The sequence below is a fragment of the Micromonospora andamanensis genome, assembly GCF_016863495.1.
Lineage (GTDB): Bacteria > Actinomycetota > Actinomycetes > Mycobacteriales > Micromonosporaceae > Micromonospora > Micromonospora andamanensis.
Genome location: NZ_BOOZ01000006.1, coordinates 94,142 through 116,381, shown reverse-complemented (window position 1 = coordinate 116,381; position 22,240 = coordinate 94,142). Strand labels below are relative to the sequence as shown.

Genomic DNA, 22,240 nt, shown 5'->3' with positions numbered 1-22,240 from the left:
GCCGGGGTGGGGTCAGGCTTCTGGGGGGAGGGTGGTGGCGGGGGTGTTGAGGGTGACTGTGGTGGGGGTGACTGTGGAGATCTGGTCGGCCAGGACGTAGACGGCACCGGTGGGGACCAGGTCGGTGGAGACCTTGAGGTAGCCGGTGCGCAGCAGCCGGGCTGCCAGGTCCGCTGGTACGTCCGGCTCCTCCACGGCTGCGGATTCGATAAGTTCGTCCAGGCTGCTGCCGGGGTCGGTGGTCGGTGCCCCCTGCACTGTCACAGCGTTCGGATCACCGCGTTGGACGAGGTCCACGGTGCCCACGTCGAGGCCGGCCGAGTCGACCACCCGCATGCCTGTGGTGACCTGCGAGAGGGTTGTCCGCTGATCGATGCCCTGCTGCTCCATCCCCGCGCGGTTCCCGCCCTCCCCCTTCCCTAAACGCCCCCACCCCACCGTCAGGCCCCGTTGATCAAGAAGTTCTGGTCGGGATCCGCGCCGATCCCGACCAGAACTTCTTGATCAACCTCAGTGGGGGCGGGGGGTCAGTTCGCGCCAGGTGTCGGTGCCCTGGAGCAGCGCGCGGATGGTGTCCTCGGCCTCTTCGACGGTGTCGTACTCGTAGAACCGGGAGATGCCCTCGGCGCCGCCGGCGCGTTGCTCGACGAACCATCTGTCGGCATCCGTCCGGAGGAAGACGTCCCGCCGGGCCAGTCGCCCCCATTTCCCGTTCCACAAGTGTTTCCGCTGCTCCATGCGGGGGACTCTATCGAACATTTGTTCGACACGAGCCGGCCCCTGCGGGATTCCCACAGGGGCCGATGTGCGGGTGCCGGATTCAGCGCGCGGCAGGCGGTTCGTCCCGTCGGCCGAGCACGTCGTCCAGGGCTCCGCGCTGCTGCGCCGGGGTGGTCCGGCCGGCGGCGACGAGCGCGTCCCGGATCTCGGTGAGCAGCTTGACCTCCTCGCTCGGCGCGGCCGGCGGCGGCTCCTCGCCCCGCCTGCGCCGCTCCGCCAGCCGGTTCATCGGGTAGACCACGAGGAAGTACAGCGCGGCGGCGGTGAGCAGGAAGGTGATCAACGCGTTGACGAAGGCGACCCAGTCGAACGGGATGCCCCGGATCTCCGGCGCGGTGCCGGCGATGCCCTTGTCGCTGCCGGTGACCAGCACCACGAAGACCCGGATCAGTGGGTCCAGGAAAGATTTGGTGAGCTGGGTGACCACGCCGGTGAAGGCGGCACCGATGACGACGCCGACCGCGAGGTCGACGACGTTGCCGCGCATGATGAAGTCTTTGAAGCCCTTGAGCATCCGTACTCCCGAGGTGTCCCGTTTCCGTCGGGGACAACCTATGCCCCGGGTGGGGGCTCCAGAAAAGCGCCGGCTTCCCGGGCGGCCAGTTCCGGATCGCCGGCCCTGATCGCGGCCACCAGCCGGGCGTGGTCGACGTGCCGTTCCGGGGTCAACGCCTCGCCCATGGCCTGGGTCAGGGTACTGCGCATCGCGGTGCCGACCGAGGCGTACAGCTCGGCGAGCATGGCGTTGTGCGCGGCCGCGACCACTGCGGTGTGCAGCGCGGCGTCGGCGGCCACGAACTCGGCGACCCGGCCGCCGCGCCAGGCCGCCTCGCGGGTCGCCAGCGCGGCGTCGAGGGCGGCCAGATCCTCGGAGGTACGCCGCCGCGCGGCGAGCCGCGCGGCCTCCACCTCGAAGGCGCGGCGTACCTCGATCACCTCGGTCATCCGGTCGTCGGTGAGTCGGCGGGCCACCACCGGGGCGAGTTCGTCGGTGGAGAGCACGTAGGTGCCGGAGCCCTGACGGCATTCCAGCACCCCGGCGTGGGCCAGCGCCCGGACCGCCTCGCGCAGCGTGTTGCGTCCCACGCCGAGCGCCTCGACCAGTTGCGGTTCGGTCGGGATCCGACCGCCCACCGGCCACTCGCCGTCCATGATCCGCTGCCGGAGCTGGGCGATCGTCTCCCGGACCCGGCGGCCACGTGGCGGCACCGGGGTGGAATCGGCTGCGGGTGGCACTCGTTACAACCTCTCGCCGGAATTCATCCCATGATTGTAGGTTCGAGGTCATGCCCCCGTCACCCCCTGCGGTCCCCGCCGTCCCGAAGAACCCGGTCACCGGCCAGGGCTGCCCGGCCGTCGAAGGTGTAGCGGGTGAGGGGTTCCCGGGCGCGGTCAGTTCGGCCGGGGGCGCGGCTCCGACCGCCTCCCGCACCAACGCCGGGTGGCTGGTGCTGGCCGGGATGCTGCTGGTGGCGCTCAACCTGCGCGCCGCCGTCACCAGCCTCGGCGCGCTGCTCGACGAGGTACGCGTCGGCCTTGCCCTCTCCGGGACGATGGCCGGCTTCGTCACCACCCTGCCCACAATCGCGTTCGCCGGGCTCGGGGCGGCCACTCCGTGGCTGGTCCGTCGGTTCTCCCCGGCCAGGCTGCTGGTGCTGGCGATGCTGGCCCTCACCGTCGGGCAGGTGCTGCGGGTGGTCACCGGTTCCGCAGCGGTGTTCCTGGTCACCAGCGCGCTCGCGCTGGCCGGGATCGCGGTGGCGAACATCCTCCTGCCGATGCTTGTCAAGCAGCACTTCCCGCACCGCACCGGGCTGGTCACCGGGGCGTACACGATGGCGCTGACGGTGGGCACGACGGTGGCCGCCGCCGCCGCGGTGCCGGTGGCGCACGCCTTCGGCAGTTGGCGGGCCGGACTTGGTGTCTGGGCGGCAATGGCGGCGGTGGCCGTGCTTCCGTGGCTGCCGGCGGCCCTGCGCGGTCGCACCGCCGCACGGCGCAACGGCACCGCCGCCCGGTCGCGGGTGCGGCCGGGACGTACCCGGCTCGGTTGGGCGATGGCCGTCTACTTCGGGGCGCAGTCGCTGAGCGGGTACGCGATCATGGGCTGGTTGGCCCAGCTGTTCCGGGACTCGGGTTTCCGCCCGCAGGACGCCGGGCTGCTGCTCGCCGGGGTGACCGCGCTCGGGGTGCCCATCGCGCTGCTGATGCCGACGCTTGCCGGCCGGATGGGCAGCCTACGGCCGCTGATCTTCGCGCTGACCACTGCCTCCAGCCTGGCGTACCTGGGGCTGGCGTTCGCGCCGCGCGGCGGGGCGGTGCTGTGGGTGGTGCTGCTGGCGTTCGGGCAGGGCGCGTTCCCGCTCATCCTGGCCACCATCGGGCTGCGGGCCCGCACCGCCGACGGCACTGTCGCGCTCTCGGCCTTCGCGCAGAGCACCGGTTACGTCATCGCGGCGCTGGGGCCGCTGCTGGTCGGGATCCTCTACGACGCGACCGGGGGATGGTTGGCGCCTATCGGTTTCCTGCTCGCCGCCTTGGCCGTGCAGACCGGTGCGGGCATGCTTATCGCTCGCCCCCGCTACATCGAGGACGAGCGTTGAGGCGTCGGGGTCAGGAGGAGGCCGGCGTCGGATCGCCGGCGACCGCCTGCTCGACTGTGGGATAGGTGTGCAGCACCTCGACCAGGCCACTCACCTCCAGGATCCGCAGCACGCCACGCTGCGGAGCGGCGAGGCGGACCACTCCGCCGGCCTCGTCGCAGCTGTTCTTCGCGCGGACGAACACCGACAGACCGGTAGAGTCGCAGAACGAGACGTCCGACAGGTCGAACACGAGGCGACTGCGCCCCTTGTCGAGCAGGTCGGTGATCTGGTCCTGCAACTGCGGTGCGGTGGCCATGTCCAGCTCGCCAGCGACCGACACGACGACCACGTCACCGTGCTGTTCCGTGTGCACCGTCAAGGACATTCGCCAGACCTCCTGTTTATCGGTGGAACGGTATCCCACCCGGGCCGCCGTACGCAGAACGGGAGCAGGATCAGGTGTCCATCGTCATTCGGTTGCTCTGCGACAAGTAGTTCGTCGGACCCCGGTGATAGAGTCCGGCCGGTCCAGGTCTAGGGGGTATTGCCATGGCGCTCAGCGCTGACGAGAGCGGCCGGTTGGGTGAGCTGCTGGCCAGCCGGTCGGAGCAGGTCACCCAGCGGTGGACTGAGATCATCGCCGGGCAGTTGCGGGGCCGGCTCAGCCAGGCCGAGCTGGTCCGGCAGGTGCAGGAGTTGCACCGCGCCCTGGTCGACGCCCTCAGCAAGGGCGCTGTCGACCTGAACGCCGAGGATGCCACCGAGCTGCGGGCCGTGCTCGCCGACTTCTCCCGTGGGCAGGCCCGGCAGGGCTTCTCCGCCACCGAGACCGCCACCGGCGTGTTCGCCCTCAAGGAAGCGCTGCTCACCGCGCTGGACAACGACCAGAGCGTCGCGACGCTGCGTGACTACGTCGCCTTCTCCGCGCTCGTCGACCAGATGGGCCTGTTCACCTTCGAGACCTTCGTCCGCACCCGGGAGAGCCTGATCGCCGACCAGGCCGAGCAACTGCTTGAGCTTTCCACCCCGGTGGTCAAGCTCTGGGAGAGCGTGGTGGCGGTGCCGCTTGTCGGCACGCTCGACTCGGCCCGTGCCCAGGTCGTGATGGAACGGCTGTTGCAGACCCTGGTCGACACCGGCTCGCCGTACGCGATCATCGACATCACCGGCGTGCCGGCGGTGGACACGCAGGTGGCCCAGCACATCCTGAAGACAGTGGTGGCCGCCCGACTGATGGGCGCCGACTGCATCATCTCCGGCATCCGGCCGCAGATCGCGCAGACGATCGTGGCGCTCGGCATCGAGTTCGGTGACATCGCCACCAAGGCGAGTCTCGCCGACGCGCTGCGACACGTGCTGCGGCTCACCGGGGTCGAGACCTCCCGCCGCCAGCCGCGTCGGGAGGCGTGATGGAGCGGGTGCCGATCCTCAAGATCGGCGACATCCTGCTGGTCTCCATCCAGGTCGACATGTCCGACCAGACGGCTGTCGCGCTCCAGGAGGACCTGGCCGAGCGGATCGTCGCGACCGGCTGTCACGGCGTGATCATCGACATCACCGCGCTGGACATCGTCGACTCGTTCGTCGGGCGGATGCTCTCCACAATCGCCTCGATCTCCCGGGTGCTCGACGCCGAGACGGTGGTCGTGGGGATGCGCCCGGCCGTCGCCATCACCCTTGTCGAGCTGGGTCTGTCGCTCAACGGCATCCGGACCGCGCTGAACGTCGAGCGGGGGATGGAACTCATCGCGATTGACCGGGCCGACGATCGCGACGAGCCGGACGACGATCCGGTCCCAGAGCCGACGGCGTCACCATGACGAGCGGGGTCGACCTGGGCCGCCCTCAGGCACAGACGGTGGGCAGCGACGAGGATGTCGTACGCGTCCGCCAGTTGGTGCGTACCGTGGCCGTGGCGGTCCGGCTCTCCCTGGTCGACCAGACCAAGGTGGTCACCGCGGCCAGCGAACTCGCCCGCAACACCCTCGTCTACGGCGGCGGCGGGACGGTCGAGGTGGCCGCCGTCGACAACGGTCGACGACCCGGCATCAGGATCGTCTTCGCCGACACCGGGCCCGGCATCGCCGACCTGGATCTCGCGCTGACCGACGGGTACACCACGGGTGGCGGCCTCGGCCTCGGCCTCAGCGGCGCCCGCCGGCTGGTTGACGAGTTCGACATTCAGACCGCGCCAGGCCAGGGCACCCGGATCACGATCACCAAGTGGTCCCGGTGACCGCCGAACCGGTCACTGACCGGGGCGCCTGGTTCCGGGTGGAGAACGGCAGCACCGGCAGCGCCGTGCGGCGGGCCGCCGAGCGGATTGGCAACCAGTTGGGCCTGCCCGCCGGGCGGATCGCCGACCTGGCCATCGTCGCCGCCGAGCTGACAAGCAACCTCATCAAGCACGCCGACGACGGGCTGCTGCTGCTCCGGCCGGTACGCCGCGAGGTGGACGCCGGGGTGGAGATGATCGCGATCGACACCGGTCCGGGCATGGTCGACCTTGCCGACTCCGCCCGCGACGGGCACTCCACCGCCGGCACCCTCGGCATCGGTCTGGGCGCGATCGTCCGGCAGGCGAGCTGGTTCGACGCGTACTCGCGGCCGGGTCGGGGGACGGTCATCGCCGTGCGGGTCTTCGCCGAACCGGACACCGGAGCGTCCTGGGTCGGCGGCCTGACCCGGCCGTTGACCGGGGAGACGGTAAGCGGGGACGGTTACGCCTCCCGTACTGTGGGCGACCGCCGCCAGGTGATGGTCACCGACGGTCTGGGGCACGGGCCGCTGGCCGCCGCCGCCACCGACGCCGCACTCACCGCCTTCCGGGACGCCCCGGCGGCGTCGCCGGCGGAGGTGGTGGGTCACCTGCACCGGGCGATGTCCCACACCCGTGGTGCGGCCCTCGCCGTGGCCGAGCCGGATCCGGCCGCCGGCGTGCTGCGCTACGCCGGGCTGGGCAACATCACAGGCGTCGTGGCCACCGGTGACGGTGGGCGTCGTGGCCTGGTCTCCCTGCCCGGCATCGCCGGGCACCAGCGGCCGGTGATCAGGCAGTACGACTATCCGTTCGAGGCCGGCAGCCTGTTGGTCATGCACACCGACGGCGTGGTCGACAGGTGGCAGCTCACCGACTACCCGGGTCTGGCCGGGCGGGAACCGCTGGTGGTGGCCGCCACCCTGCTGCGCGACGCCGGCATCCGGCGCGACGACGCCGGGGTGCTGGTGGCGAGGTCCTGGTCATGACCACCACGCCGCTGCTCCAGATGGCGCTTCGGGTGGAGCAGGACATCTTCGTGCTCCGCCAGCGGGGCCGGGAGGCCGCCGCAGCCGTCGGACTGGAGCATCAGGACCAGGTCCGGATCGCCACCGCGCTCAGCGAGGTGGCCCGTGACCTACTGCGGGCGGCCGGCGGGGCCGACGTGGTGTTCGCCGTGGCCGACTCACCTGACGGACGTTCCCACCTGCGGGTCGACCTCACGCCGGTGGCGCCCCTGCCAGGTGGGCGGTACGAGCCGGAGTCCGGTGCGGTGGCACGCCTGGTGGACACATTGACCGTGCTGACAGTTGAGCAGGTTACGGTCGTCAGGATGTCCCGACGGGTTCCGGCCACCGCCCGGGCGCTCACCACCGAGCGTCTGGCGGAGCTGCGTGCCCAGCTCGGCGAGAGCGCCCCGGGTACCGCCGAGGAGGAACTCGCCACGCAGAACCTTCAATTGATCAACGCTTTGGACGAGGTACGCAACCAGCGCGACGAGCTGGCCCGGCTCAACGAGGAGCTGGAGCAGACCAACCGCGGTGTGATGGCGCTCTACCAGCAGCTCACCGACGAGTTGGAGGCGACCAACCAGGGCGTGGTGGCCCTCTACGCGGAGTTGGACGAGAAGTCGGCGCAGCTACGCGCGGCGAGCGAGTCCAAGAGCCGCTTCCTGGCCAACGTCAGCCACGAGCTGCGGGCACCGGTGACCGCGATCATCGGATTGGCCCGCCTGCTCGGCGATTCCGCGTCCGACCCGCTCACCACGGAGCAGGAACGTCAGGTCGGGCTGATCCGCTCCTCGGCGTCGGATCTGCTCGCGCTGGTGAACGAGCTGCTCGACCTGGCCAAGGCGGAGTCGGGCCGGATCGAGCCGGAGTGGGCCGAGGTGGACCTGCGGGCTGTCTTCGGCCAACTGCGCGGCACGCTGCGGGCGCTGCCCGCCGCCGAGGAGGTGGAACTGGTGGTGGAGGAACCGGCCAGCCCAGCCACGGTACGTACCGACGAGGTGCTGCTCGCCCAGGTGCTGCGTAACCTGCTGCACAACGGGCTCAAATTTACCTCCCGGGGCGAGGTCCGGCTGCGGGCCGAGCGGCACGACGACGGGTGGCGGCTCACCGTCACCGACACCGGTCCCGGCATCCCATCTGAGCTGCACGATCGGGTCTTCGAGGAGTTCTACCAGGCGCCCGGCCCCGCCCGGGTCGGCGGCACCGGCCTCGGTCTGCCGTACGCCCGACGGCTGGTGAACCTGCTCGGCGGCACTCTCGACCTGGCAAGCGAGCCGGGTCGGGGCAGCACCTTCACGGTCTGGCTGCCCACGGACGGGACCTGACATGGACGGCGCAGCGACAGTGCTGGTGGTCGACGACAGTCGGACCAAGCGCTACCTCCTGGTGAACTGGCTGACCCGTGCCGGCTTCATCGTGCTGGAGGCGGAGACGGGTGGCGAGGCGCTGAGTCGGGTCGGGGTGGACCCGATCGACCTGGTCGTGCTCGACGTCCGGCTGCCGGACCTCAGTGGCTTCGAGGTGTGCGAACGGATCAAGGCGGCGCACCCGGCGCTGCCGGTGATCCATGTGTCCGCGCACGCGATCGACACGACTGACCGCACCCAGGGGCTGACCCGTGGGGCGGACGCGTACCTGGCCGAGCCGATCGAGCCGGACGAACTGGTCGCCACCGCGCAGTCGGTGCTGCGGTACTACCAGGCCCGGCGGCGGGCCGAGCTGCTCGCCGAGCGGCTCACCGGGCTGGCGGACACCACGGTCGCGGTGCACGCCGCACCGAACTTCGCCAGGCTGCTGGAGGTGGCGGCGGCCGGTGCGGCGGAGATCTTCAAGAGCCCCGCCGCGGTGGTCGCCGAGACCTTCGACGGCGACTGCCTGGCCGGGGTCTGCGCCGGCCCCGATGCCGAGGCCCGCGTGGTGCCGTGGATCGTTGACGACACCGGAGTGCCGACAGGTGCCACAGTCTCGGTGCAGGAGCCGGCCCACTGGTCGCTCGTCGACTGGCCGGCCGGTGACAAGGTCACCGTCGCCGCCGCCCGGCTGCGCGAGGACCGCGCGCCGCTCTACGTCGTGGTGCCGACCGCGACACAGACCGCCCGCACCCCGGTGCTTGTCCAACTGGCCCAGGCGGTCGCCTCGGCGGTGGAGGCGCAGCGCTCCTTCGACGAGGAGCACCGGATCGCGGTGACCCTGCAACGCAGCCTGCTACCGCGCAGCGTCCCGCAGATCTCCGGTCTGGACCTGGCCGTCCGGTACGAGCCGGCCAGCGCGCAGACCGAGGTGGGCGGCGACTTCTACGAGCTGGTGATGCTCGACGGTCACCTGCTGCTGGCCATCGGGGACGTGGCCGGTCACTCCCTGCACGCCGCCACCATCATGGCCGAGCTGCGGCATGCGGTGCGGGCGTACGCGGTGGAGGGGCACCAGCCGGGCGAGATCCTGCACCGGGTCAACGAGCTGATGCGGACGCTGCTGCCCAGCGAACTGGCGACGATCTGCGTACTGCTGCTGGAGCCGACCACCGGACACGTCCGGCTGGCCAGCGCCGGTCACCTGCCTCCGTTGATCGTTCAGGACGGCAAGGCGGAGTACGTGCATCACGTCGCGCCGCTGCTCGGGGTGCGGGCGCCCCGCCCCGCGGACCTGGAGTTCGTGCTGCCGGCCGGGTCGACGATCGTCTTCTACACCGACGGTCTGATCGAGCGGCGGGACGCCACGATCGACGATGGGCTGGTCGCCCTCGCGTCGTGTGCCGCCCAGGTCGACGACGACCTCGACAGGTTCTGCGAGCGGCTGGTCGTCGAACTGGCCCCCGACGAGATCCAGGACGACGTCGCAGTGGTCGCGCTACGCCGTCGCTGAGGTCCGACGCCCCCGGTGGCGAGCGGCCCCTAACGCGGACTCTGGGCGTACGCGGCGGGGGAGACGCCTGTCGTCGCGGTGAAGTCGCGTACCAGGTGGGCCTGATCGCTGTAGCCGAGTTCGGCGGCGAGCCCGGCCCAGTCGAGCGGCCCGTCCGCCGCCCGCTCGATCGCCTCGTGCAGCCGGTAGCGGCGGATCACCCACTTGGGACCGACTCCGACGTGGGTGAGGAAGAGCCGCTGCAACCGGCGGACTGACACACCGTGTTCGCCTGCGAAATCGTCGACCCGGCGTACGTTCCGGTCGGTCCGGATCGCCTCGGCCAGGCGCATCACCTCGTCGTTCACCGGGTCTGCTCGCGGTGCCCAGCCGGTGAGCACGGCGTTCAGCGCCTGGCACCGTTCGGCGTCCGTGCCGGCGCAGACCGCCTGATCGGGTACGGCGTCGGGGAGCGGCTGCCGTCGACCGGTCAGCTCGGCGACCGACCGCCGCCAGAACGGATGGAAGCCGCCGGGGCGGAACTGCACGCCGCTGACCCGCCCGGAACCGGTGAGGGTGATCGAGAAGAGTCCCTGACCGACGCCGGCCAGCTCCGCGCGTTCCGGTTCGTCACCGTCGCGCTGGAACACCAGGTTGACCGCCGGATGCGGGACGATCCGCTGCTCGAACGGCTCGCTGAGGTCCCAGTCGATCAGCCAGTAGTGCTCCACCCAGTGGCGTAGTGCGACTGCGGGCAGGTGCCGTCGGAACCGTACCCGCCGCTGCAACCCGGCCGGGTCGAGGATGCCGCGGCTGTCGCCGCGTGGCTGTCGCATTTGTTCAAGACCGCCCTCATACGCTGGCCCTATGGCCACTCAGACTAGCGACCTGCTGGCGGCTGCCGCGCCGCGAACCGTGGCGGTGGTCCGGCAGATCACCGATGACCAGCTCGACCTGCCGACCCCCTGCCAGGACTTTCAGGTCCGTGACCTGTTGAACCACCTGTACGAGGTGGTGGTCAACTTCCAGGCGCTCGCCGGGCGTTCGCCGGTGACCTGGGCCGACAAGCCTGACCACCTCACCGACGGCTGGCGGGACCGGTTCGAGACCGAGACCGGCCGGTTGGTCGAGGCGTGGTCGGACCCGGCCAGCGAGGAGGGAGCCTCGCCGGGAATGGGCATGCCGCAGCCGGTGGTGGGGGCGATGGCGCTGCTCGACCTGACCGTGCACGGCTGGGATCTCGCGGTCGCCACCGGCCAGCCGTACGAGCCGGCGTCCGAGGTGCTGCCCGCGCTGCACGAGTTGGCCGCTCAGCTCGCTCCGACCGCCCGGCAGATGGGGGTGTTCGGCGAGGCGGTGCCGGTCGACGGCACCCCGTCGGAGTTGGCCCGGCTGCTCGGCATGACCGGCCGCGACCCGGCCTGGACATCGCGTTAGGTGTTCCGGCGACTTGACGGGTGCTATTCACTGAGTGAATAGTGGCCTGGTGTCCACACCGCACCTGCTGCTGGGGCTGCTCGCCACCGGCACCATGCACGGGTACGAGTTGAAGCGGGCCCACGACAGCCGGCTGCCGCAGGCCCGTCCCCTGGCGTTCGGGCAGGTCTACGCCACACTGGGCCGGCTGCAGCGGGACGGGCTTGTGGCATCCACCGGGCCGGAACGCCTCGCCGGCCCGGACCGCACCGCGTACACGCTCACCGAGCAGGGGCGGGCCACGCTGGACCAGTGGTTGAGCAGCGTCGAGCCACCGATGCCGTACGTGAACAGTCCGCTGTTCACGAAGGTGGTGGTGGCGCTGCTGGTGGCCGATGTGGACCGGGCGCGTGCGTATCTGGTCGCGCAGCGCCGCGCGCACACCGAGCGACTGCGTGAGCTGACCGCGCTGAAGACGGCCCCGTCGGCCACCGTCGACGACGTCGTGGCGGCCGACTACGCCATCGCCCATCTCGACGCCGACCTGCGGTGGTTGCACACCACCCTGGACCGGGTCGCCGACTGGCACCGGGAGGTGCACTCGTGACGCAACTTCAGGCTCGCGGTCTGGTGAAGTCGTACGGACCGACACCGGCACTGCGCGGCATCACAGTGGACATCGGCGAGGGAGAGATCGTCGCGGTGACCGCGCCGAGCGGCTGCGGCAAGTCCACGCTGCTGCACTGCCTCGCCGGCATCCTGCGCCCGGACGCCGGCGAGGTGAGCTGGCGTGGCCACCGGCTGGACACCTGGTCCGAGGCGGCCCGCTCCCGCCTGCGGCGTACCGAGTTCGGGGTGTTGTTCCAGTTCGGTCAGCTCGTCGCCGAGCTGACCGCGGCGGAGAACGTCGCCCTTCCGTTGTTGCTCGCCGGCACGGGGCGGCGAGCGGCACGGACGGCGGCGCTCACCTGGTTGGACCGGTTGGGCGTGGCGGACTGCGCCGACGTACGCCCCGGCGAGATGTCCGGTGGTCAGCAGCAGCGCTGCGCGACCGCCCGGGCACTTGTCACCGAACCACGGGTGCTCTTCGCCGACGAGCCGACCGGCGCGCTGGACACCCTCGCCGGGGAGCAGGTGCTCACCCAACTGGTCCGGCTGGCCCGGGAGCAGCACACAAGCGTCGTCCTGGTCACCCACGAGCCCCGGATCGCCGCGTACGCCGATCGTGAGGTCGTCCTGCGCGACGGCGTGATCGACCACACCGGTCTGGGCCTCGACGCGCCGCTCGCCGGCGGCTCCCGGTGAGCCTCGCGACCCTGACCAGGCTGGCCCTCGCCGGCAGCCGCACCGACGCCGCCCGGGTGGCGCTGACCGCGCTGAGTGCCCTGCTGGCCACGCTCGCCGGGCTCGCGGCCGTCACGGTGCTGGCCATCCGGAAACCGCCTGGTGACGCGTGGCAGCAGTCCGAGCAGTACGTGAACGCGTTGCTGCGCGAGCCGGGGCTGCGCGGCGGGACGGCGTTCGCGCTGGTGCTGCTCACCATCCCGGTGCTGGCCCTGGCCGGCCAGAGCGCCCGGCTGGGTGCGCCGTCGCGGGACCGACGGCTCGCCGCGCTGCGGCTGGCCGGCGCGACCCCCGGCCAGGTGACCCGGGTCGCCATGCTGGAGACCGGGCTCGCCAGTCTGGGCGGCACGCTTGCCGGCCTGGCCACGTACCTCATCGGGCGGTCGATGCTGCACCGTCCGGACGCCAACGGCCAGTTGGCCCTGCCCACCGACGTGCTGCCGCCGGTGCCCGCGATGGCGGCGGTGGTGCTCGGGCTCCCGGTGCTCGCCGCGGCGGCCACCGCCGTCCTGCTCCGCACGGTCGCCACCACACCGTTGGGTGTGGTCCGCCGGGCCGGACGCACCGGGTCGCCCCGGCCGTGGCCGGCGCTGCTGATCGGGCTCGGCGTGCTGGCGGCGGCGCTTGTCGAACCGATCCAGTGGGCCCTGGAGGGTGCCGCCTTCGAATGGCTGGCCGTCGTCGTCATGCTCGGCATCTTCGGCGCGGTGATGGGGGTGATCTTCGGGACCGGCTGGATCGCGCACCTGGCCGGGCGGCTGCTGCACCGTCTCGCCAGGCGTCCGGCCGCCCTGCTGGCGGCCCGCCGGCTGACCGAAGACCCCTGGGCCAGCAGCCGCACCTTCGCCGCCCTGCTGGCCGCCCTCATCATCGCTGGCGGCGCGGCGGCCTTCCGAGCCTCGTTCCAGCTCAGGGCGGAGCTGGAACAGGAGCAGAACCGGCTGGCCGGCTTCGGTGGTGACGCCTTCCACGACTCCTTCTACCTGAACACGATGAACCTGGTCGACCTGGCCGTGGTCGCTGCGGTGGCCATCGCCGCCGCCGGCTTGCTCGTCACCCTCGTGGAGGGGATCGTCTCCCGCCGCCGGGCGTACGCCGTCCTGGTAGCGACAGGTGTGCCCCGGGCCACCATCGGCACCTCGATCGCCTGGCAGGTGCTGGCCCCCGTGGTGCCCGCCGTGCTTGTCGCGCTCGGCGTCGGGTACGCCATCGGTCGACTGCTCACCGGCGACCTCAGCCCGGGCGCCCGCCGGCCGGACGTACCGCTGGCGCAGTTGGCGTTGCAGGGTGCCGGCGCGATCGTCGCGGTGCTGGTCGTGGTCGGGTTGGGGGTGCTCTTCCTGCGGTCCACCACAGCGGTGGAGGAGCTACGCGCCACCTGAGCGGTCAGCCGACGTCGGCCCGCAGGTAGGTGAGCGTCGCCAGCACCCGGCGGTTGGTGCCGTCGTCAGGTGGCAGGCCGAGCTTGGCCAGGATGTTGCCGATGTGCTTGCCGACCGCCGCTTCGGTGACGTGCAGGCGACAGGCGATCGCCGCGTTCGACCGTCCCTCGGCGACAAGCACGAGCACCTCCCGTTCCCGGGCGGAGAGGGCGGCGAGCGGGTCCCGGGGCCGGTGCAGCAGCCGGCGGACCACGTCGGGGTCGACCACCGTGCCGCCGCCGACGACGGTACGCAGGTTGTCGACGAACTCGGTGACCTCGGCGACCCGGTCCTTGAGCAGGTAGCCGACCCGCCGACCGTCGGCGCTGGCGAGCAGCGCCGAGGCGTACTCGGGCTGCACGTGCTGGCTGAGCACCACCACGGCCAGGCCGGGTTGCTCGGCGCGCAGCTCCACAGCCGCCCGTAGCCCGTCGTCACGATGCCGGGGCGGCATCCGGATGTCGGTCACCACCAGGTCCGGCCGGTGGGTCCGGACGGCGTCCACAAGTGCGGGGGCGGTACCGACGGCGTCGAGCACGTCGAAGCCGAAGCGGGCGAGCAGGGCCACCAGTCCCTCCCGCAGCAGCACCTCGTCCTCGGCGAGCACGACCCGGGTCACGCCCTGCACGGTAGCTCCACCCGGATCACCGTGGGGCCGCCCGGCGGGCTGGCCAGCAGCAGGCGACCCTCGGCGGCGGCCACCCGGTCGGCGAGCCCGGTCAGCCCGCTGCCCCGAGCGGGATCCGCGCCACCCCGCCCGTCGTCCCGGATCTCGACCACCAGCCCGGTGCCGGTGTCGGTGAGCCGGACCTCGGCGCGGGTCGCTTCGGCATGCCGGGCGACGTTGCCGAGCGCCTCCGACACCACGAAGTACGCGGTGGTCTCGACCGTCTCGGGCATCGCGCGGCGCAGGTCGGCGTGCACCTCGACGGGGATCGGCGCCTCGTCGGCGAGTTCCCGGACCGCACCGGCCAACCCCAGATCGGTGAGGCTCTGCGGACGGATGCCCTGGACGATCTGCCGGAGCAGCACCATCAGACCCTTCGCCTGCTCGTGCGCCACGGCGAGCGGCCGAGCGGCCGGCGAATCCTCCGGAACGTCCAGCCGGGCCAGGCCGATCTGGAGGCTGAGGCTGGTCAGCCGGGGGTGCGCGCCGTCGTGCAGGTCACGTTCGATGCGTCGGCGCTCCGCCTCGTACGCGTCGACCAACCGGGCGCGTGACCGGGTCACCTCGTGCAGCGCGAGCCCGTCCGGAGCGCCCCGGAGCAGCCACCGCGCGACGGTGCCCTGCGCCATGGCGAGGGCCCCGGCCGCGTACCACAGGACCGGCACGAGCAGCACCCCGACGATCGCGTGCGGGACCGCCTCGACAGCCGTGTCCGGGGTGGCCCAGAGCAGGACCACCTGGTCGCCGTTGGCGACCAGGAACGGGCTGACGACCAGCACGGCGGCCAACAGCACCACAATGGTGAACAGCCAGTACACGGCGGGGACCAGGCCGCCGAGGAAGAACAGGTAGGCGGCCTCCCGCCAGGCGGTGCCGGTGGTGTAGCGGGCGGCGAGACCACGCCACGGCACGGCGGGTAGGTGCCGGTTGTCGACCAGACCGAGCCGGTAACGTTCGAACGCCGCCACCGGCACGCTGAGCAGCGGTGCCAGCGCCACGATCAGCAGCGCGCCGACGGTCAGGAAGACGGTGAGCGCCAGCGGCACGGGCCGGCCCTGCCGTGCCGCGTTCGTGGCGGCGACGAGTGGTGCCAGCAGGACGAGCAGCCCGAGGGAGAGCACGCCGGCCAGCGGCACGCTCGTGAACAGGTACGCCAGGGCACGCCACGGCCAGCCGGTGAGTGAGTAACGGGGCCGCCGCAGGGCCTGGGCGAGGTGGGCAGGTGCGGCTGATGTCATGCCGCCGACGCTAGTGATCCGACCGGGGCGGCCCCAGCCCGCTGGACACCCTTTCCCGGGTATGGCCAGCACTACCCCGGTACTCGGCGCAGCGGTAGTGCGCCCCGCTGCGGCATCGACTGAAGTGGACGCATGTCTGCTCACCGTCCGGCTTCCTACGCCCTGCTGCTCGCTGCGCCGCTGTTCGCCGCCGGGATCGCGGTGACCGCACGGGGATGGCGGCAGCCGCCGTACGACTGGCGTACCCACAACATCAGTGACCTCGGGAACGTCGCCTGCGGCGTCTGGGACAGCAGCCGACCGCGTCCGGTGTGCTCGCCCTGGCATCCGCTGATGAACGGCACGATGATCGCCACAGGTCTTCTGATCATCGCCGGACTGCTGCTCAGTTGGTCGGTGCTCGGCCGTGGTGCGGCCGTACGGGCGGTGCAGCTCGCGGCGCTTGCAGGCGCCGGCGGGTACGTGTTGGCCGGCGTCCATCCGGCGGACGTCGACGAGAATCGGCACTTTCTGGCCGCGTTGCTGGTCTTCGGTGCGGGCAACGGCGCGCTGCTGCTCGCGGCGCTGCCACAGCGCTCCGCGGTGCTCGGCCCGGCCCGTCGGGTCAGCCTTCTGCTCGGCCTGACCGGGGCCGCCGGAACGCTGCTCTTCCTCGGGCAGGTGGATCTGGGCCTCGGTGTCGGTGGCATGGAGCGGGTGGCCGTACTGCCGTTTCTGCTCTGGACGGTCGTGATCGGCAGCGCGATCAGTCCCCGTCCGGAGGCCGAGCGGGAAGCCCGGCCTGATGTCCCGGCGACGCGGTCGCGGCACTGAGACACCAGGCCGGTCGACGGTCAGGCGCGGCCGAGGCGGTCCAGGGTCCAGGCGTTTATGAACGCCTCCTCCCGCCAGGCGTCGTAGCGCCCGCTCGGTCCGCCGTGACCCGCCTCCATCTCGGTCTTGAGCAGGTAGTCACCCTGAGGGGCGACCGCCCGCAGCCGCGCGATCCACTTCGCCGGCTCGTGGTAGAGCACCCGCGTGTCGTTGAGGCTTGTCATCGCCAGGATAGCGGGGTAGTCCAGGGCGGCGACGTTCTCGTACGGGGTGTACGACTTCATGTACGCGTACACCTCGGGGTCCGCCAGCGGGTTGCCCCACTCCTCCCATTCGGTGACGGTGAGCGGCAGCGACGGGTCCAGGATCGTGTTGAGCGCGTCCACGAACGGCACCTGCGCGACGATGCCGGCGAAGGCGTCCGGGGCCAGGTTGGCCACCGCGCCCATCAGCAACCCGCCGGCCGATCCACCCCGGGCGACCAGCCGGTCCGGTGCCGTCCAGCCCGCCTTCGCCAGGTGTCGGGCACAGGCCACGAAGTCGGTGAAGGTGTTCTTCTTGGCGAGCATCTTGCCGTGGTCGTACCAACGGCGACCCAGCTCGCCACCGCCCCGGATGTGGGCCACCGCGAAGATAACCCCACGGTCCAACAGGGACAGTCGGCCGACCGAGAACCACGGGTCCATGCTCGCCTCGTACGAGCCGTAGCCGTAGATGACGCAGGGCGCCGAACCGTCCCGGGGGGTGCCCCGCCGGTAGACCAGGGAGATCGGCACCTTGGTGCCGTCGTCGGCAAGCGCCCAGTCGCGCTGCTGCTCGTAGTCCTCCGGCCGGTACACCTGACCGTCCGGCCCGGGCAGCACCGGCCGCTGACGCAGCAGGGTCATCTCGCGGGTGACCAGGTCGTAGTCGTACACCGAGTCGGGTGTGACGAGCGAGGTGTAGCGCAGCCGCAGCCGGCCGGTGCGGTACTCGGGGTTGGCGTCCAGGCCGACCGTGTGCAGCGGTTCCGGGAACTCGATGTCGTGGGCGTCCCCGCCGCCGACGGGCAGGACCCGCAGCCCGGTCAGGCCGTTGCTGCGTACCGAGACGACCAGGTGGTCGGCGAAGGCGTCGACCGACTCCAACCGGGTGCCCGGGGAGTGCTCGATGAGCGGCACCCAGTCGCCCGGGGCGTCGGCCGAGGTGTACGCGAGGGCGAAGTCCTCGGCGCCGTCGTTGTGCAGGATCAGGAACCGGTGACCGTGGTGCTCCACCGAGTACTCGACACCCTGCCGGCGGGGCGCGATCACCGCGGGCTCACCCGTCGGGTTGCCGGCCGGGATCACCCGAACCTCGCTTGTGAGCTTGCTGGCGATGTCGATGAGGACGAACCGCTCCGAGCGGGTCAGCTCGACCCCCACCCAGAACCGTTCGTCGTCCTCGGCGTGCACCACCACGTCCTCGGTGGCGGCGGTGCCGATGACGTGTCGCCAGACCCGGTGGGGCCGCCACGCCTCGTCCACTGTCACGTAGAACAGCATCGAGGCGTCGGCGGACCACGCGGTGCCGTAGAAGGTCCCGGGAATCTCGTCGGGCAGCAGTTCGCCGGTGCTGAGGTCCTTGACCCGCAGGGTGAACCGCTCGTCGCCGGAGAAGTCGGTGGAGTAGGCCAGGTAGCGCCCGTCGGGGCTGATGTCGAAGGCGCCGAGGGCGAAGAAGTCGTGCCCCTCGGCCAGCAGGTTGCCGTCGAGGAGCACCTGCTCCCCGTCCAGCGGGGCACCGTCGGCGCTGATCGGCGGGGTGGTCTCGTCGGGGCGGACCGCCCGACGGCAGTGCACCCCGTACTGCTGTCCCTCGACGGTGCGGGTGTAGTACCAGTGCTCGCCCTTGCGGGTCGGCACCGAGAGGTCGGTCTCCTGGGTACGTCGCCGGATCTCCTCGAACAACTCCGTACGCAGCCCGGACAGGTGCGCCGTCCGGGCCTCGGTCCAGGCGTTCTCGGCGTTCAGATAGTTGATCGTTTCCGGATCGTCCTTGGTGGCGAGCCAGGCGTACTCGTCGACGACCGTGTCGCCGTGGTGGACGCGTTCGGTCGGCACCCGCCTGGCCGCGGGAACGGGGGTCTCGGTGGTCACGGCGCCACGTTACCGGCCGTGGCGGTAGGTGGTGTGGCGCAATTCTGCACCTGATCGTTCGAACACATGTACGATCGCCGGCATGACGCCACCCCCCTCCACCGGTGCGTCCGGTGTCCGCGACATCACCTCCCGGCTCGCCGAGATCTGCGGGCCGCGCTTCGCCCGCCTCGCCGGCCCCGCCGACGAGGTGGCCGGTAGCGCGGCCCGCTGGGTGGCGGTGCCGGGCGGCCCGCACGCCGCCGCGCAGGTGTTGCGGTTGGCCGCCCGGCACGACCTGACAGTGGTACCCCGAGGGGCGGGCACCAAGATCGACTGGGGTGCGCCGCCCGAGCGGGTCGACATCATGCTCGACACCGGCCGACTGGCCGGCATCGGCCACCAGCCACCGGACCGGGGCACGGCCGAGGTCGGTGCCGGTACGCCGCTGCGCGCGGTCCAGGCCACCCTGGAGCGCACCGGGCAGCGGCTCGCGTTGGACGCCCCCTCACCCGGTGCCACCCTCGGCGGGGTGCTGGCGGCCGACGAGGCCGGTCCGCTGCGCCACCGGCACGGCAGCGTCTGTGACCAGCTCGTCGGTCTGCGCTACCTGGCCGCCGACGGTGAGTTGGCCGAGGCGGGCGGCGGGGCGGTCGGGTTGGCCGAGGCGCGGCTGCTGTGCGGCTCGGAGGGGGCACTCGGCGTGCTGGTGAGCGCGACGTTGCGGGTGCAGGCGGTGCCAGCCGCCCGGGTGTGGGTGACCCGGCAGGTGTGGACCCCGCTGGAGGTGCACGATCTGATCCGGGCGGTGCTCGCCGCCCGGCTCGACCCGGCCGCGGTCGAGCTCGACCTGCCGGCCAGCTCCGGATGCCGGCCACGGCGGGACCGTCGCGCCGAGTCGATGGCGCTGCACCCGTCGATGGCCGGGCGTGCGACCACCGGGCCGGCAGGCACCGGTTCGCTTGCGGTACTGCTGGAAGGTGGCCCCGCCGACGTGGCGGAGCGTACCGACCGGATCGTCGACCTCTTCGGCTCCCGCTCGACTGTCGCGCGCACGGCGCCCCCGTGGTGGCGCAGCTACCCCTTCGCCCCCGGCGACACGGCGCTGCGCCTGGAGGTGCCGATGACCGACCTGCACGCCGCCGTGTACGCCCTGCGCGACGCGGCCGGCGGCCCGGTGCCGGTGCGCGGCTCGGCCGGACTCGGCGTGGTGCACGCCGCCCTGCCCGGGGCGATGGCACCGGCCCGGGTCGCGTCGATTCTGGCCGCGGTGCGTGGCGTCCTGCTCGCCCGACAGGGCCGGTGTGTGGTGCTCGCCGCCCCACCGGCCGTCCGCCGCGCCGTCGATCTGTGGGGCGAACGCGCCGACCTGGCCCACCTACGCGCCGTCAAACACCACCTCGACCCGGCCCACCGCCTGGCCCCCGGCCGCCTCCCCGGCGGCCTCTGACCCACCCCTCCCCACCCCCACGCCGCTCCCTCAACCCCACCCCGCGCCGCCCGCACCGCCCGCACCCCTGCCCCGCGCCGCCCGCACCCTAGCCCCGCGCCGATCTTGCACTTTGGTCGCCGAAATGCCCCTCTTGCCCCGGTATGCGGCGACCAAAAGTGCAAGATCGCGGCGCGAGGCGCGGTGTGCAAGATCGCGGCGCGGGGGTTAGGCGGCGTCGTTGCGGAGGACGAGGATGGCGATGTCGTCGCGGGGTTCCTCGACCGAGAAGTTGATCGCGGTGGCGCGCAGGCGTGCCGCCACCACGTCCGCCGAGTAGCCGGCCAGCGGGGTGGCGGCGTCGCGCAGCCGTCCGGTGCCGAACAGCTCCCGGCCCCGGCGACGCTCGGTCACCCCGTCGGTGTAGAAGACCAGGCAGTCGCCCGGGTCGAGGGCGAGCTGCGCGGTGGGCGAGGCGATCGTGTCGAGCAACCCGAGCGCGGTTCCGCCGGTGCCGACGAAGGCAGCCGGGCCGCCGCTGGACCGCACCAGCACCGGGCGGTCATGCCCGGCCAGGTGCAGCCCGACGTCGAGTCGGTCGCCCTCACCCGGCCCGACCGCGGCCAGCGCCAGCGTGCAGTAGCGGCCGGCACCCCGCTCGACGAGCGTCTCGTTGAGCCGGGCCAGCACCTCGGGCAGCGGTTTGCCGTCGCCGGCCAGCACCCGGATCACGTCCCGCACCAGCCCGGTGACCGCCGCCGCCTGCACTCCCTTGCCGGAGACGTCACCGATCACCACCAGCCAGCGCCCGTCCGGCAGCGGCACCACGTCGTAGAAGTCGCCGCCGACGTCGACGTCCCCACCTGTCGGCACGTACTCGGCGGCGAAGCCGATGCCCTCCACCACCGGCAGGACCGGCGGCAGCAACGACTGTTGCAGGGTCTGCGCCACCCGGCGGCGTTCGGCGTGGATGCGGGCGTTCTCGATGGCGAGGGCGGAACGCCGGGCCACGTCCTCCAGTACCGCGATCTCGTCCGGGTCCTGCCGGTGCCGTTGGTGCCGCCCGACGGCAAGCGTGCCGAGGCGCTGCCCACGGGCGATGAGCGGCACGGCGAAGCCTTCCATCGGCGCGCCGAGCGGGGTCCGGGTGCCGTTGCGGCTGGCCTCGCGCAGCCGGGCCGGGATGGAGTCGGGGCCGGTCTCGCGGAGCGTGGCGTGCAGTTGCGGGATCATCGACTCGTCGGCGTGGCTGGCCGCCGCGAGCCGGAGCCGCCCCCACTCGTCGGTGGTGTGCACCGCGCACCACTGACCGAGCCGGGGCACCACCAGTTGCGGGATGAGTGCCATCGTCAGTTCCACGTCCAGCGACTGGGCGAGCAGCTCACTGGCCTCGGCGAGGAACGTCAGCCACGCCTGCCGGCGTACGTCCGCGCGGCGCAGCCTGTCGTTCTCCAGGTGCAGGGAGAGCCGCTCGGCGGTAAGCAACGCCAGCGGCTGGGCGTACGCGGTGGGCGCGGCGTCCAGCTCCAACTCCCCGGCGTACGGGCGGTGCACGGCCAACGGCACCCGGAGCAGGTCGTTGCCGGCCCGGGGCTGGCGGCCGTACCGGGCGAGGACCTGTGCGCCCTGCCCGTCGCCGCGGTCCAGTCGGACCACCCCACCGGCGGCGCCGACCATCTCCGCCACCTGGGTCAGCAGGCCGGCGGCGAAGTCCGGCAGCGGATCCTCGGCGTACGGGTCGGGGGTGGTCTGCATCAGCGCGTTCATCGCGCCGGCGCTCGGCACGGCGGTTTGCCCGGATTCGGCCGGAGGGCCGGCGCTCGCCGGTGGCGCGGGCGTCGCCGGCCCCGCTCCCTTGCGGTCGGCGCGGTCCAACCGGAACCACACACCCTTGCCGGTACGCAGGTACGTGGTGCCCCACCGGCTGGCGAAGTGGTCGACGAGCAGCAGCCCGCGCCCCCGTTCGGCGACCTCGGTGATCTCGGTGGCGAGGTTGCGTACGCCGACGGTCAGCTCGTCGACCGGGCCGGCGGCGAAGTCGGAGACCGTCACGGTGAGCCCCGCCTGGTCGGCGGTGACCTCGATGTCCAGTTCGGTGCGGGCGTGTTCGACGGCGTTGGTGGACAGCTCTGTGGTCAACAGAAGTGCCTCGTTGAGCAGTTCGTCCAGGTCCGCCTCCGCGAGCACCGACCGGACGACCGCGCGCGCGGCGGCCGGCGTACGGCGGTCGGCGGGAAGCCGGACGCGCCGCACGTGCTCGTCTGGGCCCGTCTTCGCCGCGGGCCCCGCCTCCGCTGACACCCTCGTATCCTCCACCGACACCCCTGAAGTGCCAAGCCGATC

23 protein-coding genes are annotated in these 22,240 nt (G+C 72.1%); 13 read left to right on the top strand and 10 right to left on the bottom strand.

Annotation, left to right across the window (positions count from 1 at the left end; all coding sequences use genetic code 11):
* Nucleotides 1-12: 12 nt before the first annotated feature.
* The 4 genes from Van01_RS07895 to Van01_RS07880 form a co-directional block, all read right to left on the bottom strand.
* Entirely contained in the window at nt 13-375 is a 363-nt protein-coding gene (locus tag Van01_RS07895) for a hypothetical protein (RefSeq protein ID WP_204003183.1), read from the bottom strand.
* 135 nt (nt 376-510) lie between these two features.
* A complete protein-coding gene (locus Van01_RS07890; RefSeq protein WP_204002834.1) occupies nt 511-738 on the bottom strand; it encodes a hypothetical protein in 228 nt (75 codons plus the stop codon).
* An 82-nt stretch (nt 739-820) separates the two neighbouring features.
* A complete protein-coding gene (mscL, locus tag Van01_RS07885) occupies nt 821-1,294 on the bottom strand; it encodes a large conductance mechanosensitive channel protein MscL (protein ID WP_204002831.1) in 474 nt (157 codons plus the stop codon).
* A 38-nt stretch (nt 1,295-1,332) separates the two neighbouring features.
* Complete coding sequence (locus tag Van01_RS07880; protein ID WP_204002828.1) at nt 1,333-2,016, bottom strand: FadR/GntR family transcriptional regulator; 684 nt, start codon at nt 2,014-2,016, stop codon at nt 1,333-1,335.
* 50 nt (nt 2,017-2,066) lie between these two features.
* Between Van01_RS07880 and Van01_RS07875 the strand changes: the two genes are divergently transcribed.
* Entirely contained in the window at nt 2,067-3,383 is a 1,317-nt protein-coding gene (locus tag Van01_RS07875; protein WP_239098922.1) for an MFS transporter, read from the top strand.
* Between the two features lie 10 nt (nt 3,384-3,393).
* Here Van01_RS07875 and Van01_RS07870 read toward each other — a convergent pair whose 3' ends face one another.
* The gene (locus Van01_RS07870; RefSeq protein ID WP_099847996.1) at nt 3,394-3,750 is read right to left on the bottom strand and encodes an STAS domain-containing protein; all 357 of its coding nucleotides are present in this window, start codon (nt 3,748-3,750) and stop codon (nt 3,394-3,396) included.
* A gap of 164 nt (nt 3,751-3,914) precedes the next feature.
* Here Van01_RS07870 and Van01_RS07865 point away from each other — a divergent pair, with 164 nt between their 5' ends.
* From Van01_RS07865 to Van01_RS07840, 6 genes are read left to right on the top strand one after another with little or no spacing between them, the layout of a single operon-like run.
* Entirely contained in the window at nt 3,915-4,775 is an 861-nt protein-coding gene (locus tag Van01_RS07865) for an STAS domain-containing protein (protein WP_204002825.1), read from the top strand.
* Nucleotides 4,775-5,185 carry an STAS domain-containing protein gene (locus Van01_RS07860; RefSeq protein WP_204002823.1) on the top strand — a complete coding sequence of 137 codons (411 nt, stop codon included), beginning with the start codon at nt 4,775-4,777 and terminating at the stop codon, nt 5,183-5,185. The genes Van01_RS07865 and Van01_RS07860 overlap by 1 nt, the downstream gene beginning before the upstream one ends.
* Nucleotides 5,182-5,601: an ATP-binding protein gene (locus Van01_RS07855; RefSeq protein ID WP_204002821.1), complete on the top strand. Its 420-nt coding sequence runs from the start codon at nt 5,182-5,184 to the stop codon at nt 5,599-5,601. Before Van01_RS07860 ends, Van01_RS07855 begins: the two co-directional genes overlap by 4 nt.
* Entirely contained in the window at nt 5,589-6,611 is a 1,023-nt protein-coding gene (locus Van01_RS07850) for a SpoIIE family protein phosphatase (protein ID WP_373306222.1), read from the top strand. The genes Van01_RS07855 and Van01_RS07850 overlap by 13 nt, the downstream gene beginning before the upstream one ends.
* Entirely contained in the window at nt 6,608-7,957 is a 1,350-nt protein-coding gene (locus Van01_RS07845) for a sensor histidine kinase (RefSeq protein WP_239098921.1), read from the top strand. Before Van01_RS07850 ends, Van01_RS07845 begins: the two co-directional genes overlap by 4 nt.
* 1 nt (nt 7,958) lies before the next feature.
* A complete protein-coding gene (locus Van01_RS07840) occupies nt 7,959-9,494 on the top strand; it encodes a SpoIIE family protein phosphatase (protein WP_204002808.1) in 1,536 nt (511 codons plus the stop codon).
* A gap of 29 nt (nt 9,495-9,523) precedes the next feature.
* Here Van01_RS07840 and Van01_RS07835 read toward each other — a convergent pair whose 3' ends face one another.
* Complete coding sequence (locus tag Van01_RS07835) at nt 9,524-10,309, bottom strand: helix-turn-helix transcriptional regulator (RefSeq protein WP_204002801.1); 786 nt, start codon at nt 10,307-10,309, stop codon at nt 9,524-9,526.
* A 31-nt stretch (nt 10,310-10,340) separates the two neighbouring features.
* Here Van01_RS07835 and Van01_RS07830 point away from each other — a divergent pair, with 31 nt between their 5' ends.
* Genes Van01_RS07830 through Van01_RS07815 form a run of 4 tightly spaced genes read left to right on the top strand, consistent with a single transcriptional unit; the run spans nt 10,341 to nt 13,615 of the window.
* Nucleotides 10,341-10,910 (top strand): TIGR03086 family metal-binding protein, encoded by a 570-nt coding sequence (locus tag Van01_RS07830; protein ID WP_204002798.1) that lies wholly within the window; start codon nt 10,341-10,343, stop codon nt 10,908-10,910.
* A 49-nt stretch (nt 10,911-10,959) separates the two neighbouring features.
* The gene (locus Van01_RS07825) at nt 10,960-11,496 is read left to right on the top strand and encodes a PadR family transcriptional regulator (RefSeq protein ID WP_204002796.1); all 537 of its coding nucleotides are present in this window, start codon (nt 10,960-10,962) and stop codon (nt 11,494-11,496) included.
* The gene (locus tag Van01_RS07820; RefSeq protein ID WP_204002795.1) at nt 11,493-12,194 is read left to right on the top strand and encodes an ABC transporter ATP-binding protein; all 702 of its coding nucleotides are present in this window, start codon (nt 11,493-11,495) and stop codon (nt 12,192-12,194) included. The genes Van01_RS07825 and Van01_RS07820 overlap by 4 nt, the downstream gene beginning before the upstream one ends.
* Entirely contained in the window at nt 12,191-13,615 is a 1,425-nt protein-coding gene (locus Van01_RS07815) for an FtsX-like permease family protein (protein WP_204002793.1), read from the top strand. Before Van01_RS07820 ends, Van01_RS07815 begins: the two co-directional genes overlap by 4 nt.
* Before the next feature lie 4 nt (nt 13,616-13,619).
* Here the strand turns inward: Van01_RS07815 and Van01_RS07810 are convergent, their stop codons facing one another.
* A complete protein-coding gene (locus Van01_RS07810; RefSeq protein WP_204002791.1) occupies nt 13,620-14,282 on the bottom strand; it encodes a response regulator transcription factor in 663 nt (220 codons plus the stop codon).
* Nucleotides 14,270-15,559 carry a sensor histidine kinase gene (locus tag Van01_RS07805; RefSeq protein ID WP_204002789.1) on the bottom strand — a complete coding sequence of 430 codons (1,290 nt, stop codon included), beginning with the start codon at nt 15,557-15,559 and terminating at the stop codon, nt 14,270-14,272. Before Van01_RS07805 ends, Van01_RS07810 begins: the two co-directional genes overlap by 13 nt.
* Before the next feature lie 132 nt (nt 15,560-15,691).
* Between Van01_RS07805 and Van01_RS07800 the strand changes: the two genes are divergently transcribed.
* Nucleotides 15,692-16,372, top strand: coding sequence for a DUF998 domain-containing protein (locus tag Van01_RS07800; protein ID WP_204002787.1), 681 nt, complete (start codon nt 15,692-15,694; stop codon nt 16,370-16,372).
* Nucleotides 16,373-16,392: 20 nt separating this feature from the next.
* Here Van01_RS07800 and Van01_RS07795 read toward each other — a convergent pair whose 3' ends face one another.
* Complete coding sequence (locus Van01_RS07795; protein ID WP_204002784.1) at nt 16,393-18,489, bottom strand: S9 family peptidase; 2,097 nt, start codon at nt 18,487-18,489, stop codon at nt 16,393-16,395.
* A gap of 82 nt (nt 18,490-18,571) precedes the next feature.
* On the opposite strand from Van01_RS07795, the gene Van01_RS07790 reads away from it, so the two are divergent.
* Complete coding sequence (locus Van01_RS07790) at nt 18,572-19,918, top strand: FAD-binding oxidoreductase (RefSeq protein ID WP_204002781.1); 1,347 nt, start codon at nt 18,572-18,574, stop codon at nt 19,916-19,918.
* Nucleotides 19,919-20,125: 207 nt separating this feature from the next.
* On the opposite strand, the gene Van01_RS07785 is transcribed toward Van01_RS07790, so the two are convergent.
* On the bottom strand, nt 20,126-22,198 hold the full coding sequence (locus Van01_RS07785; protein WP_204002779.1) for a SpoIIE family protein phosphatase: 2,073 nt from the start codon (nt 22,196-22,198) through the stop codon (nt 20,126-20,128).
* Between the last annotated feature and the right edge of the window lie 42 nt (nt 22,199-22,240).